14 protein-coding genes are annotated in these 16,432 nt (G+C 45.2%); 3 read left to right on the top strand and 11 right to left on the bottom strand.

Annotated elements, in window-relative coordinates:
• Positions 1-154: 154 nt before the first annotated feature.
• Complete coding sequence (gene pepV, locus IGI77_RS05695; RefSeq protein WP_142967109.1) at positions 155-1,579, bottom strand: dipeptidase PepV; 1,425 nt, start codon at positions 1,577-1,579, stop codon at positions 155-157.
• 159 nt (positions 1,580-1,738) lie between these two features.
• Between pepV and IGI77_RS05690 the strand changes: the two genes are divergently transcribed.
• Positions 1,739-2,575: an NAD(P)H-hydrate dehydratase gene (locus IGI77_RS05690; protein WP_438769663.1), complete on the top strand. Its 837-nt coding sequence runs from the start codon at positions 1,739-1,741 to the stop codon at positions 2,573-2,575.
• 74 nt (positions 2,576-2,649) lie between these two features.
• Here the strand turns inward: IGI77_RS05690 and IGI77_RS05685 are convergent, their stop codons facing one another.
• The 9 genes from IGI77_RS05685 to IGI77_RS05645 all read right to left on the bottom strand — a co-directional run bounded on the left by IGI77_RS05685 (position 2,650) and on the right by IGI77_RS05645 (position 13,898).
• Complete coding sequence (locus IGI77_RS05685) at positions 2,650-4,704, bottom strand: beta-galactosidase (RefSeq protein WP_438769662.1); 2,055 nt, start codon at positions 4,702-4,704, stop codon at positions 2,650-2,652.
• Positions 4,701-6,938 (bottom strand): alpha-galactosidase, encoded by a 2,238-nt coding sequence (locus IGI77_RS05680; RefSeq protein ID WP_142967107.1) that lies wholly within the window; start codon positions 6,936-6,938, stop codon positions 4,701-4,703. The genes IGI77_RS05685 and IGI77_RS05680 overlap by 4 nt, the downstream gene beginning before the upstream one ends.
• A gap of 8 nt (positions 6,939-6,946) precedes the next feature.
• Positions 6,947-7,414, bottom strand: coding sequence for a hypothetical protein (locus IGI77_RS05675; protein WP_015509293.1), 468 nt, complete (start codon positions 7,412-7,414; stop codon positions 6,947-6,949).
• A 53-nt stretch (positions 7,415-7,467) separates the two neighbouring features.
• Positions 7,468-8,802, bottom strand: coding sequence for a PTS sugar transporter subunit IIC (locus IGI77_RS05670; protein WP_008379001.1), 1,335 nt, complete (start codon positions 8,800-8,802; stop codon positions 7,468-7,470).
• Positions 8,803-8,902: 100 nt separating this feature from the next.
• Complete coding sequence (locus IGI77_RS05665; protein ID WP_016621049.1) at positions 8,903-9,937, bottom strand: LacI family DNA-binding transcriptional regulator; 1,035 nt, start codon at positions 9,935-9,937, stop codon at positions 8,903-8,905.
• 141 nt (positions 9,938-10,078) lie between these two features.
• Complete coding sequence (locus IGI77_RS05660; RefSeq protein WP_438769661.1) at positions 10,079-10,681, bottom strand: hypothetical protein; 603 nt, start codon at positions 10,679-10,681, stop codon at positions 10,079-10,081.
• On the bottom strand, positions 10,678-11,538 hold the full coding sequence (locus IGI77_RS05655; protein ID WP_438769660.1) for a carbohydrate ABC transporter permease: 861 nt from the start codon (positions 11,536-11,538) through the stop codon (positions 10,678-10,680). The genes IGI77_RS05660 and IGI77_RS05655 overlap by 4 nt, the downstream gene beginning before the upstream one ends.
• Entirely contained in the window at positions 11,538-12,449 is a 912-nt protein-coding gene (locus IGI77_RS05650) for a carbohydrate ABC transporter permease (RefSeq protein ID WP_005234717.1), read from the bottom strand. The genes IGI77_RS05655 and IGI77_RS05650 overlap by 1 nt, the downstream gene beginning before the upstream one ends.
• 132 nt (positions 12,450-12,581) lie before the next feature.
• Complete coding sequence (locus tag IGI77_RS05645; protein ID WP_008379010.1) at positions 12,582-13,898, bottom strand: ABC transporter substrate-binding protein; 1,317 nt, start codon at positions 13,896-13,898, stop codon at positions 12,582-12,584.
• Positions 13,899-14,140: 242 nt separating this feature from the next.
• Between IGI77_RS05645 and IGI77_RS05640 the strand changes: the two genes are divergently transcribed.
• The gene (locus IGI77_RS05640; protein ID WP_332282818.1) at positions 14,141-14,659 is read left to right on the top strand and encodes an isochorismatase family cysteine hydrolase; all 519 of its coding nucleotides are present in this window, start codon (positions 14,141-14,143) and stop codon (positions 14,657-14,659) included.
• Positions 14,660-14,714: 55 nt separating this feature from the next.
• On the opposite strand, the gene IGI77_RS05635 is transcribed toward IGI77_RS05640, so the two are convergent.
• Positions 14,715-14,999, bottom strand: a complete 285-nt coding sequence (locus IGI77_RS05635; RefSeq protein WP_026008050.1) for a hypothetical protein — start codon at positions 14,997-14,999, stop codon at positions 14,715-14,717.
• A 288-nt stretch (positions 15,000-15,287) separates the two neighbouring features.
• Here IGI77_RS05635 and IGI77_RS05630 point away from each other — a divergent pair, with 288 nt between their 5' ends.
• Entirely contained in the window at positions 15,288-16,421 is a 1,134-nt protein-coding gene (locus tag IGI77_RS05630) for an alcohol dehydrogenase catalytic domain-containing protein (RefSeq protein WP_422700402.1), read from the top strand.
• Positions 16,422-16,432: the final 11 nt, after the last annotated feature.

The raw sequence follows: 16,432 nt of genomic DNA, 5'->3' as shown, positions 1-16,432 counted from the left end.
ACACCTCATCACTATGAGGTGTTTTTTACTACTCATCCCCCTGTTCCATACTAAAAAAGTGCGGCATTCTCTCACATGAAAAAGATACGAGAATGCCGCACGAAACGTTCAATTGTATTTATTTAGCGAGTGAACAGACCCAATCAATCTCTCTTTATTTCGCCAAACGGTAGATAGCATCTGCATAGATCACCGCTGCGTTGAATAGGTCATCCAAGCTCATGAATTCATTGGCTTGGTGCATGGTGTCGACATAGCCAGGGAACATTGCGCCATAAGCAACGCCGCGTTTCAATAGACGACCGTATGTGCCGCCGCCGATGATTTGTTCGAAGCCTTTTTCGCCGGTATGTTCTTCATAAACCGCCAATAAAGTTTCTACCAATGGATCATCTGCTGGCACGTAGTGAGGTTCCATGTTGCGGTCATTGCGGGTAACGGTTGCCCCTTCCATACCGACGGTGCGTTCCACACCGATTTCAAGTCCTTCCGCAGTTACGCCTTTAGGATAACGGAAGTTCAATGCGATAAAGTTGTCTGCTTGCGTTCCTGCTTGGTTCGCTTTGAAAGCAAACAAGCCAGCATTCATTGTCAATTTACCCATTTTTTCGTCTTCGTACGCCACACCTAATTTTTCACCGTAGAAATCTTCATGGACATAGGCTGCTGCTGCATGGATGAATTGTTTTGCGCCGCCGCCAAAGGCATAGTTATCTAAGAAGACTGCTAAGAAAGTCCCCGCATTGATTCCTGATTGTGGGCTGGCACCATGAGCACCTTTACCGACTAATTCGATCGTCACTTGTTCATTTTCTGTTTCAATCGTCCCCGTCACTGGATTGGCTTCAACGTAATCGAAGAAGGCTTTTTCGATCGCTAATGCTTCTTCTGTTGATGGAGCAATGAAGCTTGCTGTTGCCGTTCCTGGTACCATATTTTCTCGCAAGCCAGCAGCAAAGCTTTGCAGCGTGAAGTCTCCTTCATTGTTGCCTTGGAAATGGATCCCTAAGGTCACATTTCCTTTTTCTCCATTGATGATTGGGAAATTGGCATCTGGTGAGAAGCCAAAATCAGGCTTTTCTTCATGCTCAAAGTAGTAATCCATATCTGCCCAGCCGCTTTCTTCATCAGAACCAACGACAAAACGGATTTTTTTCGATAATGGCAAGCCCAATTCTTTGATGATCTTCATCCCATAATAGGCAGCCATTGAAGGACCTTTATCATCAGAAGAACCACGAGCATAGATTTTGTTGTCATTGATGACTGGGTCATAAGGATCGGTTGACCAGCCGTCACCGGCAGGGACAACATCCATGTGGCCGAAGATCCCTAATGTTTCGTCTCCTTCACCAAATTCGATGTGACCAGCGTAGTTATCGACGTTTTTGACTGTGAAGCCATCACGTTCGCCATAAGCTAACATGTGTAGCAACGCATCACGAGGTCCAGGACCAAATGGCGCATCCGCAGTCGCTTTATCATCTTCTCTTTCACTTTTCACTTTCAATAGATCAATCAAGTCGTTCAGCAAATCGTCTTTGCGGGCTTCGACCTCTTTTTTCCAATCGATTGTCATAGTGTTCCCTCCATTTCTGTTCTCGCTATTTATGATAACACTCTTAAACCAAAAAAGGAAAAAAAATTGCGCCTTTTTCCATGGGTCTTTTCTATGAAATTTCTAGGAAACAGGTATAATAAATATAACTCGATTTTGATTAACGAAAGGAGTCATTGCATGGAGCAACTTGATTCTGCAATTTTATCCAAAGTGATCCAACAGCGCCCGACAAAAAGCCACAAAGGCACTTTTGGCCGAGCCGTTTTAGTAGGGGGCAACCGCCAATTCGGTGGGGCGATCTTAATGGCTGCGCAAGCCTGTGTGTATGGGGGAACTGGTTTGACCACCGTGATCTCCGATGGCGTCAACCGAACCGCCCTGCACGCCCGCTTGCCTGAAGCGATGTTTGTCGATTGGCAGCAAACAGAACTGATCGATACGGTCACCGAATCGGCAGACGTCCTACTGATTGGTCCTGGATTAGGCGAAGGAAAAAGCAATTTTGATCTGCTGCAGCGGATCGTTTCTGCCCAAAAAGAACACCAATGGTTGGTGATCGATGGTTCGGCGATCAATTTGGCTGCCAAATATCCGCTGATCATCCCCTTTCCTGAACAAGTCGTCTTCACGCCGCATCAGATGGAATGGCAACGGCTCAGCGGACTGGCAATTGCCGACCAGACCGAAGAAAACAACCAGCAAGCCCAACAAAAACTCGGAAGTCTGGTAGTCTTAAAAAGCCATCGCACACAAATTTACGGCAGCAGCATCGCCCAAAATCCCCTCGGAACACCCGCAATGGCGACCGGCGGCATGGGGGATACACTGGCAGGCATGATCACCAGCTTTTTGGCACAGTTTGAAAAAGCAGAGGAAACGATCCAAGCGGCTGTCTATCTCCATAGCCTGATTGGCGAAGCATTGGCAAAAGAGCACTATGTCGTTTTGCCGACACAAATCAGTGCCGCATTGCCTCAATGGATGAAAAAGCACCAAGCATCCGATCCAGAATGATTTCTGATAAACCATTCATCAAAAAAACGTCCCTTTCTGCATTTATCGAAAGGGACGTTTTTTCCAATGGTCAGCTAATTGTTAAAATAAACCACTCGCACTTCATACGGCGCCAAGGTTGCTGTTTGAGGGACTGCTTGATTGGTCTCTAAATCAACGACTTCTTTGATCAAGTATAGTGTCTGCTCTTTCTCAGAAAAATTCATGATGAAAAAGTACGTTCGTTCTGGACTGATCCTGCCTTGGATCGAAACTGCAGGATTGGCATGCGCGATCCTTTCCTCTGCCAAGGACAGCTCACGGACCAAAGAGGCATAAAACTGTTCGAAAAAGTCATAGTTGGTGCGAGCCGCCAGATAGTAGGCGGTGCCTGCACCAAAGGCATTTTTGGTGATCGCAGGTGTTCCTTGGTAAAAATCCGCTTGATACTCCCCTAGTACCTCCGCTGATTCGGCTTCGATGATTGCAGAATAGTCCCGTGTTTCAAAGGGCTGTCCTTGAAAAACCACTTGATTGTTTTCAGTGTCAAAAAGAGTTTCTAGCTCCAGCACGTTGATGCCTAATAATGCTCGCAACGGCTGTGGCAAGCCCCCCAGATACAACAAGTCGGTTTCATTGACCATGCCGCTAAAGTAACTGGAAATCAAGGTACCACCAGCTTCCGTGTAGTGGCAAAGTTTTGCCATCGTCTCTGATGTCATCAAGTAAAGCATTGGAGCGATCACCAACTGATAGTCAGAAAAATCTTGCTCTGGCGTCAAAATATCGACAGCGATGTCTTGTTCCCAGAAATAACGATAATGCTCCTGCAACGTTTGCGGATACCGTCTGGTTGGTCGACCAAACCCGCCGCCTCGCTTCAATGCCCAGTTGCTTTCCCAATCAAAAAGGATCGCCACTGCTTTTTTTCTTGTGGTTCCTTGAATCTCTTTGATTTTTTCCAAGCGCTTGCCGTAAGCCGCAACTTCTTTGAAGACCCGATTCTCCGTGGAATCATCATGTCCCACGACTGCTCCATGGAATTTTTCTGAATTGCCGCGGGATTGGCGCCATTGAAAATACAAGGTACTATCTGAGCCGTGAGCGATCTGCTGCATGGCACTCAACTGATGGACACCAGGCTTTTTCGCTTTATTAAAGGAATGCCAGTTAACAAAACTCGGCGTGCATTCCATCACTAAAAAGGGCTGTTTCTTCAATGACCAGTATTGATCATGTACATAGGCGGATTTCATCGCTGTCGCTGCCAAGGATTCAAAGTTGTTGTTCCAATCAGGGTAACTATCCCAGCTAACGATGTCCACATGACGAGCGAACTTGCTGTAGTCAATGCCTTCTAAAGGAATAAAATCTTGGGTAGCATGTCCTTCCGCCATAAAATTCGTCGTCACAGGAATGTCCGGTGTCAGCTGACGGATCGGCGCACATTCATGCAAATAAAAATCGATCGTCCTATCTGTGACAAATCGTTTCCAATCAAGATCCATGCCATGCACTTTGTGTTCCCCTAAAGGTGAAGGCGGTAAAACCTGCGACCAATCGGAGTAAGTACCGCCCCAAAAAGAAGTCCACCAGGCATGATTCAACGTGGCTAAATCACCATATTTTTTTTGCAGCCAGCTGCGCCAGTTTTCCTGACAATAGGAGCAAAAGCATTCCCCAGAGTACTCATTGGAGATATGCCACATGGCTAATGCCGGATGCTTGCCGTAACGTTTTGCCAACTGCTGATTGATTTGCGTCACCTTTTCCCGATAGATCGGTGAAGAGTAACAGTGATTGTGGCGAAACCCATGGGTATGTTTTTGTCCTTGGGCGTTGGTCCGATTGACTTCAGGATACTTTTGGCTTAGCCATTGAGGCCGCCCACCGCTAGGAGTGGCCAAAATGACTTTGCCGCCGATGCCATGGATCTGATCAAACACTCGATCCAACCAGTCAAACTGATAAACGCCTTCTTGCGGCTCTAAGGCACTCCAAGCAAACACCCCTAATGTGACGGTGTTGACATGGGCTTGCTGCATGTAGGCAAGATCCTTTTGCAAGATTTCTGGATAAGCCAGCCATTGATCGGGGTTGTAATCCCCGCCATGCATAAACTGCTGATCAAACAATTGATTGCTCATCATTCTACTCCTTTTTTGGCTTGTAACTGGTAGACAAATGATTGAAAATCGCCAGTGACTTGCGCTGTTCCATGGTTGACGGCATTAAACTGATAGGGTTTACGCAACCCTAATTGCCTTAACAGCTGACCAGAGACAGTTTCGCCATTGACCTGATACACCTGTTGGGCATTAAGAAAGGCTGCGGGCAAAAAGTCTTCCGCCGTCGGATTGGCTTGTGCCAGCACGCGAAAGAAAGCAATCAATGCTTCTTCGTTTTGTGGGTCATACACTGCCCAAGTCGTTTCATTGGCATGGTCCAACTGCTGCAGCTGGTAAAAAGTGCCAAAGGTCAGCAATTGCCGCTGTTTTTTATAAAAGACGATTTGGGATTTGATCGCCTGCTTTTCGGTTTCAGACAAGTGAAAGAGATCGAGTTCATACCCCAAAGGCCCAAACATTGCGACGGTTTGCCGAAAGGCTAAAGACGTTGCCCGGCCGACTTGGTGGTTTGGTGCCGCCGACACGTGATTGCTGAAGGAGGACAAAGGATACCCTAACAACGTTCCGCTTTGGATGGCTAAACGTTCCACTGCATCACTATCATCACTAGGCCAAATCTGCGGACTGTAAAATAAGATCCCTAAATCGTATCTGCCCCCGCCGCCAGCACAGCCTTCGATCAAAAGGGTCGGAAACGCAGCTAAGATTTTTTCATATAAGCGATAAAGACCTAAAATGTAGCGATGATAAAACTCCGTCTGAGAAATTCCCTGTTCCGCTAAATAGGGAGAGTAAGCTTCAGTGATATTGCGGTTCATATCCCATTTGATGTAATCTAGCTTGGTTTCAAGGATCACTTTTTGCATCGCTTCGAAAATCGCCTCGACCACTGCTGGATTGGCAAAATCCAACACGTATTGTCCGCGCCCCACAGAGATCCGCTCATAAGGATGCTTGACTACCCACTCAGGATGCTCTTGGTACAACTGACTATCTGGCGAAACCATTTCTGGTTCAAACCAAATCCCCAGTTGCAGCTGCATGGCATGAATTTTCTCAGCAAAAGACCCGATTCCTTTTGGAAATTTGGCAGGGTCCGCCACCCAATCGCCTAATGAACTGCGGTCGTCGTTGCGTTTTCCAAACCAACCATCGTCAAGCACAAAGCACTCCATCCCTAACGCCTTGCTTTCTTGGGCTAAGGTCAACAGCTTTTCTTCATTAAAATCAAAATAAGTCGCTTCCCAATTATTAAAGACGATCGGTCGCTGCCGCTTTTGCCAATAAGGGGCAATCACATGCTTTTCGATAAATTGGGCGGATTCTTGACTCAAGCCATTCAGACCAGCAGCGGTGAAGGTGAAGAGACATTCTGGGGCTTCAAAAGTTTCTCCTTGTGAAAGCTGCCAGCTGAAATGCTCAGGATGTATCCCCAACATCAATCGAACGTTGTCCCACTCATCCATTTCCGCTTGCGCTAAAAAGTTGCCCGAATAAATCAGGTTGGCACCATAGACGTGACCAGTGTCATTGGTGGCTTGCTGTTCTTTTAAGGCGACAAAAGGATTGTGCTGATGACCAGACGCTCCTTTTAACGAGCCGACACTGATCGTCCCTTGGGTCAAAGGGACCGTTTTGATATGCCGTTCTTTCAGCCATGCGCCTGAAAGATGCAGCAGTTCAAAATCGCGATTTTTCAGTTCCAAGACACCACTCAAAAAGCGCTGGATGGTTCTCGGCTTGCTCCCCGTATTGGTCAGTGTTTGCTGCCGCGTGATGGTTCCTGATCCTTTGAAGATCGTATAGGTGATCGCCATTTCCAGCTGCCGCTCTTGATCTACTAATTCAAAGACGATGCTTTGGCTTTCATCAGCAGAAGCAAAGCTGGCTGGTTGCGCCAGCTTTCGTTCTTTGCCCTCAAAACAGTGAAAAGCCACAAGTTTAAAATCCACATAAAGAGGGGTTTCTTCCTCAAAAACCGACACTGCCCCTTCTCGAAAATCAGAAGTCCCATACGTTGGCAATTCTTGAAAACGGTCCGCCAAGGTAAAAAGATTGTCTGCTTCAAAAAATTTGACGGTTCCTGCCGATTTATTCTCTTTTTTCTCAAGGTACGCTTGATCAAACGGCGCCAGTGTGCCTAGAGATGGCCCAAAATAGACATGACCCAGTTGCTGATTTGGTAACACATTTATGATATAACTGATTTTTTCATTGTATAAGTGAAAGAGTTGTTCATTCCTAATTTCTATCATTGCTATCCTCAATTTTCCCCATTTTTTTCATTTGTCCCTGCTCGTTGACAAGCTGCTTCAAGATAACGCAAGCGTTTTTTGACGCCGCGATTGAAAAAGAATTTGTAAAACAGCGCCGCCAGCATAAAACTGTAGGTTGTTTTCTGCTGCGCAAAACGGCTTTGTTCCGAATACGTGACTTGCAGCTTCCCTTTTCGTCCTGGAGCAAAACTGTACCGTTGATCGATCACTCCTTCTTCATGGGTCGTACGAAGCCACAGCTCATCCGCGGCAATTTTTTTGACCGTCATGACGGCAGGTACCAACCGCGGGGCGGTTTTGGTTTGGATCATCGTTTCAATACGGCAGCCTTCCCCGAACGGTTCTTGGGCTTGTTTGGCTAGAAAGAATTTCTCTTGTTCCGCCAATAACACACGGGAAAAGTCCGTAGGTGTCGTATTCATTTGATAACTGCAAGACAATGTATCGGTTCTCATCACAAATTCCTTTCTAAAGGGTGCGCGTATTGCATTCCTTTCCGTTTCTGGGCTTATCTTTCTTCTACCCTTTGATTGATCGTTTCAGATGCCGCTTGTTCATTTAATGCCGCTTCTGCTTTTTCTTCTTTTAAGTACCCGCGATCCATTACGATCAAGAATGGCACCCAGATCAAGGTCATTACGGCAACCGTCACTAACTGTAAGATTGCGCCGGCAACAGAACCCGTGCCTAACCAACCAGATAAGAAAACAGGGGTCGTCCAAACCACCGTTGCTCCAATTGGTCGTGGCACCAAGCCTGCGGCGATCGCAAAGTAAGAAATCGTCGTACTGGCTAATGGCGCTAAGATCCATGGGACAAAAGCGATCGGGTTCAAGACGATCGGCAAACCAAAGGTCATCGGTTCAGATACGTTGAAAACAGATGGAGCGATCACCGTCTTCATTAATTTTTTCATCCGAATCGAACGAGCGATAAAGAAGGCCATCGTAATCGAGATCCCCAGCTGCATTCCTTGATTGACGAACACGCCCATAAACGTAGTGTTAATGATATGGGGCAGTTGTTCCGCCCCTGCTTTGTAAGCTTCATAGTTTTCGATCGCTAACGCATTCATGATTGGATCGATCACCGCATTGACCACTAGTGTTCCGTGAATCCCAAACCACCAGAAGAATTGGGTGAACAAGACGGCGATCAGTACTGCTGGCAACGTACCGCCTAAGCCCATCAATGGTTTTTGCAAAATCTCATAAACGAAGTCAACGGCATTGCCCCATGAAGTAAAGGTGAACAAGTAGCGGATCAAATTGAAAAGGAACAACGGTGCCGCCCCAGGAATGATGGCGACAAAGGATTCTGCGATCATTGGCGGAACCGAATCTGGCATTTTGATCGTCAGCCCAGCCGCACTGATTTTGCAATAGATCTGCGTAGCGATAATGGCCGTGATGATTCCGACAAACATTCCCTCAGCCCCTAATTTCGACAAGGGGATCACTGTACCTAACTCTTCGGATGAGCCAAAAGGCAGCAGCATCAAAAACGAAGACAGTGAGATGGCACCCGCAAATAATTTGGCTTGTCCATACTTGCCAGCCAACTGATAGCCGATCCCAAAAACAACGAAAATAGCGGTGATACTCATGGTCGCATTTCCGATAGGACCAAAAAAGTCGTTTAGAAACGTGATGAATCCCTCTGGAAGTTTTTCCGAGAGTCCGAAAGTAGCAGGCAGATTTTGAATAATAATCATAATTGACGCAAACATTGTTGCAGGAAAAGCGACCATAAACCCATCACGAAGACTTAACAAGTATTTGTTGTTGGCAATGATCTGAGCAAAAGGCACCATCTTTTCGGCTAATTTATCAATAAACTTCATTTCGTTTTCTCCTTTATTTTTGACTGTAAACGTTTACTATAATCAGTATAGTTGTTTAGTTAATGTTTACACAACCCCTAAAATAAAAAAAGATCAGACGTCACTGATCTTTTTCGGCAATCGATTCTCTAATGATCAATTCACTGCCACAAACGACGCGAACAGGCATCGTCCGCACCCCAAGGATTTTATTTTTCGCTAATTCGACACTCATCTGCCCCATCTCTTCAGCTTTCATCTTAACGGAGGACAGTGCGGGCGTCATAAATTGCGCCATTTCGATATCATCAAAACTAACGACTGACACATCTTTAGGAATCGATAGCCCCGCTTCAGCGAGTGCCTTGTAAACCCCGACAGCCATAGGATCGCTGGCAACGACGATCGCTGTGGGGCGAGGATTCATTTGCGCGATCTGCTGACCAAAATGCAAACCAGTCTCTGGTGACCATTTCCCCTGCAGCACGGTTGTGAACTTTTCCAATTTATTGAGCAGCATCCATTGGCGATAATTTTCTGCTCGAATCTCTTGTTCATCGTAAACGACTTCGCCAGAAATCGTCACTCGGCTGGCAACACCGCCCACAAAGGCAATATTCTCATGGCCCTTCTCTTTTAACAACGTGAGGATCTGGTGAGTCTTTTGGGCAAAATCGGTTTGGATGCAATCGTAGCTGGGTGCTTCACTATAATTATCCACCAGGATAATATTGGCATTTTGCTGACTGATCTCTGCCAAAGCATCGCTGGTCATCTCCCCAATAATAATGACTGCGCCATACTTCGCCAATTGTGCCAAATCTTTTTGAGGCTCCCGCATGGAAAAGGCCCGAATCGTTTTTAAGCGCCACTTCGCCGCTTCCTTTTCGATCCCATTGCGGATCATCATAAAATACGGATCGTTTCTTTCCGACTCTCGATCGTGGCGGGTAATGATGGCAATCGTGTTTTGGTCACCGACTTCACGGGAATGGGGTTGATTTTTTTCTTTTGAATAATTCATTTGGTTGGCGATCTCAATGACTCGCTGACGCGTGTGTTCATTGATACTGAAGGTTTCATCATTGTTAAGGATTCTAGAAACACTTGCTACCGACACCCCGGCTAATTTCGCGATATCTCTCATACTTGCCATAGCTGCACCTCATCTGTTTACTGTTTACTAAATTTACATTCAGCATAGGCATAATTTTTGACCCTGTCAACCTTCTTTTCACAAAAAAACCGAAACTCCTTAGCTTTTCACTAAGGAAGTTTCGGGATACCCGTTTGTTTTCTATTTGAGCGCTTGGTCACAGAGCAAGACATTGACTAAATACAAGGTGCTGATTCCTAAGACCAATAAGTAGACTGGGCCAAACAGCAAAAAGGTCAAGACAAGCGTCACTGTTGCTAAAAGATGCGCCAGTACTCGTTTGGGTGAACGAGCAAACTGATAAAAACTATAAAACAATGAGCTGGGCTGCTGCGGATAGGTGTGAAGCAGCCTCGTTTGATAAAGTAAGACCAAGCAAAACAAGCCAAAGGTGAACGCTAACGCGTAACTAGCGATCTGAAACAGCGGGTGCTGCAAACGGCTAAAGATAAAGCTGTCCGCTAAAAGCAGCAGGAAGAATAGACTGAGCAAACGGTCTTGCCCTTTTCTTGTTGCCCACTGTTGATGAAATACCTGCTGAAAACGAGCTTTGCTGCTTGCCTCCAAGCCATCGTTCCGCAGTTCCGTCAACGTCTCGATCAATGCTCGACTAGCGGTGGTACTCGTGATCAAAGGCAAGGAATACAACAGCCACATGCCTTGTAAAACCAGTAAATGCGGAAGCCAGTTGATGCCAGTCAACAGCGCTTGGTTTAAGCGTTGCGGGGTAACTTTTGTTCTCATCCTTTGGAACCTCCCGTCAGATCCATTCCCTCAATAAAGTAGCGTTGAGCGAAGAAGAACAGCAAGATCGTCGGCAATAGCACAAGCGTTGCTCCTGCCATCAAGTAGTTCCACTGGGTCGTTGATTGGTTTTGGAAGACTTGCAGGCCAATCTGCAGCGTGTACTTTTCTTGGTTTTGAATATACAGTAATGGTCCTAAGAAATCATTCCACGCCCCATTGAAGGAGTTGATGGCAATCGTGATCAGCGCGGGTTTCGTCAATGGGATCATTAGATGGCTCCAAATATAAAGATGATTGGCGCCATCGATCTTAGCGGCTTCGATCAATTCATTGTTGACGGACAAGTAAAACTGCCGCATCAAGAAAATGTTAAAGGCGTTGCCGAAAAACGCTGGAACGATCAGCGGCAGATAGGTGCCGACCCAGCCGATTTTGGAAAACAAAACATATTGCGGGATCATCGTCACAAAGCCAGGAATCATCATCGTAGACAAGACGAGGGCAAAGATCAGATTTTTTCCTGGAAAGGCCAATTTTGCAAACCCATAAGCAATGAAGGAATTTGATAAGACATTCCCGAAGACCACTAAGACGGTAATGAATAACGTATTTTTTGCATACTGCCAAAATGGAAAGGCGTTGATAGTCTCCAAATAATTGCCAAGATTGATTTCTTCTGGGAAAAAGGTCGGCGGGTAGCGCACGATCTCCTCCATCGGTTTCAATGACGTAAAGACCATCCACAGCAACGGAATCAGCAGCACGATCCCGATGATCGACATCACCACATAGCTGATGATTTTTTTGACTCGCTGTTGGCTTGATTTGCTTCGTGTTTTTGTCGTCATTTCCATTAGCTGCCACCTCCGGTATAGTGAACCCAGCGTGGTGCCAGCTTGAGATTGATAAAGGTCAAGACTAAGACGATCAAGAACAAGATCATCGACATGGCCATCGCATAGCCCATATCAAAGGCGACGAAGGCTTTGTTCCACATATGCAAATTATAGAAGAGCAGCGAATTTGCCGGACCGCCGGTACCATTTTTGGTCATCACGTATGCTTCTTGGAAAATTTGAAAAGAACCGATCGTTGAAGTAATCACATCATAGAAGATGATTGGCGTGATCAAAGGGATCGTAATATTTTTGAATTTCGCCCAAACTCCCGCCCCATCGATCTCAGCCGATTCATACAGCGTCGGTGAAATATTTTGCAAGGTAGCTAGATACAAGAGCATCGCGCCCCCCGAACTCCAAATCTTCATCAAAATCAACGCTGGTTTCGTCCATTCGGGATCAAACAGCCATGCTGGACCTTTGATATTGAACCAGCTCAAGAAGGTATTGATCAATCCTGCGGAAGGAGATAATAATTGCATCCATAAGACGTAGACGGCAACCCCTGAAAGGATCGCTGGCAAGTAAAAGGTGGTTCGGAAAAAACTGATTCCGCGGATTTTTTGATTCAATAAAGTGGCTAGAAAGACACTGAACAACGTGGTTAAGGGAACATTGAAGAGTACAAAATACGCCGTGTTATAGAGAGATTTCCAAAACAGGGTATCTTGCGTAAACATGCGGGTAAAGTTCTTAAAGCCGATAAAATTCATTTTCGAAGTCAGATTGTAATCGGTAAAGCTTCCTACGAAGGAAAACAGCATGGGCCCTAACATAAACACCACGAACCCAAGCAAAAATGGTGCTACGAAGAAGTAGCCCCAAAGAGCTTCTTGCCGTTTACTTTTTGAACGCTTCTTTGGCATTCCTTCCACTCCATTCTATTTTTACTCATTGTTTGTTCAAGAAAACATGTCCGCTTCGCAAAGCAGAAAGCAAAGCCCAGTCCGCTAACCGACTGGACTTTCCTTCTTTTTTAAAAACGCTCGTTTTGAAGTTTATTTGTTTTGCTCAACAAGATCTTCCACCGCTTTTTGCGCATCTGCCAACCCTTCAGCCGGTGTTTTGCTGCCGAGCATGATTTGGTCGATCTGTTCATTGACAAGACTGCTGAAGTCAGGCGCTGTCAATGGCACAGGCGTGATCACCGTATTGGCAAAGTTTTCATCCGCCATTTGGTAGATCATTTGGCCATTTTCATCTAGATTGTCGTTGTTGACCAAGTTTTCGTTGGCTGTCCGATTCGCCATGATATCAAAGCTCTTCTCACCAAATTTCTCTTGAACTTCTGGTGTCGACAAGTATTTGATAAACTCATAGGACGCTTCAGGATCTTTGGCACCGTATGGCACTTCTAGGACGAACCCGCCGCCCCATGACCAGTGACCAGAGCCACTTTCTTTTTCAGGAATTTGAATGACCCCAAATTCAAAGTCATCTGGTGCATTTTCCGCTAAACTTGAGTAGTAGTTGATGTTTTGCGCACGCATCGCCACTAATCCAGAAATGAATGGATCGGCAACCCCTGAACCAAATTCAGCTTCTAAGCGATTGATGGTATCTTGACCATAATACTCTTGCCAGTCTAAGATCCATTCCAACGCTTCCACTTTGTTGTCTGTATCGATTTTGACGTTCTCATCCTTGTCAAACCAGCTGACGCCATCGTCGGCATTCAACGCCCACACGTCAGCGCCTAAATTCCACAATGGGTAAAAGCCGATTCGCTCAAAATCATCACCGTTTTTGACATCTAATTTACGAGCAACTGTTTCTAACTCCTCCCACGTTTGTGGCAGTTGCTCTTCACTGATACCAGCCTCTTTAAAGAGTGTCTTATTGTAGAAAATCACTTGCGTATCTGTATTGAATGGAACGGCATAGGCATCCCCTTCGTACTCCACCGTATCCCATAATTGCGGATAAAATTCATCAGAAAAGCCCTCTTCGATATACTCGCTTAAATTCGTTGCTTGCTGCGCTTCTGCCCGCTGAGCAACAGAATTGATATCTTGTACAATAACATCAGGCGGATTGCCAGCAGTGATCGACGATAGTGATTTTGTCCAAATATCGCCCCAAGGCTGGTAGCTGTATTTGACCTCGATTTTATCTTGTGACGCATTAAAATCATCAATAATTTCTTCAATTACTTCTTGTCTTGCACCAGACCCCCAGAAGGACCAAAAGTCCAACGTCGTTTTGCCATCTGCTGACTCATTCCCCGAGGAATCAGCGGTTTCACTGTTGCCGCATCCTGCCGCCAGTACACCAACTGAAAAAAGCAAAGTCCCCATATAAAATAACTTTCTCATTTAACCTAACCTACTTTCATTTATTTTTAATGTACTATTTAAAAGCTATCACTACTTCTTCTTTTCAGCAAATAAAAAGCATCGTGATTCGAACAAAAAAATAACGTTTTTACCGTTTCTCGACAAGAAGAGCGTTTTCTTTGAAAATATAAAAAAAGTGGGGCATCATAGAAATAGCACCTATTTTTCAACCTCACGTCAGACCATTTGAAAAACGATGTTTATAGAAAGGGAGTAACCACATGCTAGTCATTGTCGATATGCAAAACCAAATTCTCGATGAAGAGAACGAAGCGTATGTGCCAGATGGCGCCGCTCTCGTCAAACGAATCGCCAAGCGCCTAGAACAAGCGCGGGCGAATGGGGAGTACATTTTACACACCCGCGACATTCCAATCGAAGTCAAAGGAACGCCTGATGAAGAAGCCGATGCCCTGCAGCTGATCCCAGAACTTAAGCCTCTCGAAAATGAAAAAGTCGTCAAGAAATACTATTACAGTATTCCACCTGAGGTCTTGATCGACATTAAGAAAAATCTATTTGAACCTGAAGAAGAAAAGCAAATCGAAATCACCGGTGTTGAAACCAACATCTGTGTCCTTTCCAATACCATCGAGATCCAAAGCGCCTTTCCTGACGCTGATTTTACTATCAATAAAACATTAGTCGCTGGTAAAAACCACGAGTCACAAGGACTCGACATCTTACGAGACTTCAATGTCCAAATCATTGATGGCACAAAACAAACCAATGACCAATAGGTAACGAAAGCTCCCTGTTCAAGGAACAGAGAGCTTTTTCAATTTGATTATTCATTTAATTCATTGAGCCATCTAATAGCTCGGTCGGAATTTCAATCCGAACCTCATTTTCAGTCTGACAGTTTGGACATACGAAGGTTCCTTCGATGGCTTCCTTCACTTCCCCGTAAGCATAATGAATAGCGATTTCATCTTCTGCCAATTCATTCGTTTCCAACGGTGGTACCATGGTTAATTGCCCCTCGCTGTCTTCTTGTAAATGAACGACCAGCTTCCCATCAAAGTTTTCATTGCAATTGGTGCAGGAAGCCTTTCCTCGAATCGTTAGATCCATGATCATCCCTCCTCATTTCTTGTCACTGGTTGATGCAGGTTCCGTTAGATACTCGTAACGCATGCATGCTTCACTTTAATAGTGTCACGCTTTCACTTTTTTAGCAAATCATCTGTTTTTCTTTTTTTAAACCATTGATCAAGAAAAAACAAATCAACCGTTTTGAGCGTTTTCGTTGTCAAATCCTTAAAATCCTTGCAGAATTAAATTATCTGTTACTAAAAAAGTAAAAACGTGTTGTTGAAAAAATTAGTGATTGTCCGAACTTATCTGAACAAACAAGGAGGAAAAATGATGCAAGCAGTAACCTGGCAAGGAAATCAAAAAATGGACGTTCGCCGTGTAGAAGATCCAACGATTTTAGAACCGACGGATGCGATCATCCGAATCACCGCAACCGCAATCTGCGGCTCTGATCTCCACCTTTACCACCATGGCGGCTCGGTTTTGGAAGAAGGCTATGTCGTTGGTCACGAACCAATGGGTATTGTTGAAGAAGTTGGCAGTCAAGTACAGAAACTAAAAAAAGGCGACCGTGTCGTCATCCCTTTCAATATCGGGTGCGGCCATTGCCACTTTTGTCAAAATGAAATGGAAAGTCAATGCGACAATTCTTCAGAAGATACATTGTATGGCGGCTTATTCGGTTTCGGAAAAATGAACGGTAACCACTGGGGCGGTCAAGCCGAATTCTTGCGCGTACCTTTCGCAGATTTCACCTCGTTTATCGTACCTGAATCAACGATCCCTGATGAAAAAGTATTGTTTTTATCTGACATCTTACCTACAGCGTATTGGAGCGTCCAAAACGCTGGCGTCAAAAAGGATGATACCGTGATCGTCTTAGGCTCAGGCCCAGTTGGGTTGTTTGCCCAAAAATTTGCCGTGATGGCAGGCGCTAAGCGGGTGATTGCCGTGGATCCTGTTGCTCATCGCTTAGAAAAAGCCAGCAGCTACAATCAAGTCGAAACATTCCAATTGGATGATTTGGCTACTAGTGCTGATGAACTGTATGAGCTGACCAAAGGTGGCGCTGATGTGATCATCGACTGTGTTGGGATGGATGGTTTAGAACCCGTCAAAGAAAAAGCCAAAAACCTAGTCAGCTTGCAAAGTGGAACGATCTCACCGATCCAGATGGCCGCCAAAGCAGTCAAAAAATTTGGTACCGTCCAAATCACTGGCGTTTACATGACACCAGCTTCTTCTTATCCATTGCAAGAATTCTTTATGCGTAACATCAATGTTAAACACGGGCAAGCACCTGTGATCCATTTGATGCCAAAAATTTATGATATGATTGCGGACGGCTTGTTTGACCCGTCACAGATCATCACCCACACGATGCCTTTAGCAGATGCTGCCAAAGCGTATGAGATTTTTGACAAAAAAGAAGACAAGAACATCAAAGTTGTCTTGAAACCTTAGCACAAATAAAG

Origin of the sequence: Enterococcus sp. DIV0213h (assembly GCF_051711285.1) — a bacterium.
GTDB lineage: Bacteria > Bacillota > Bacilli > Lactobacillales > Enterococcaceae > Enterococcus_D > Enterococcus_D casseliflavus.
This window is presented reverse-complemented; position numbering and strand designations above follow the sequence as displayed.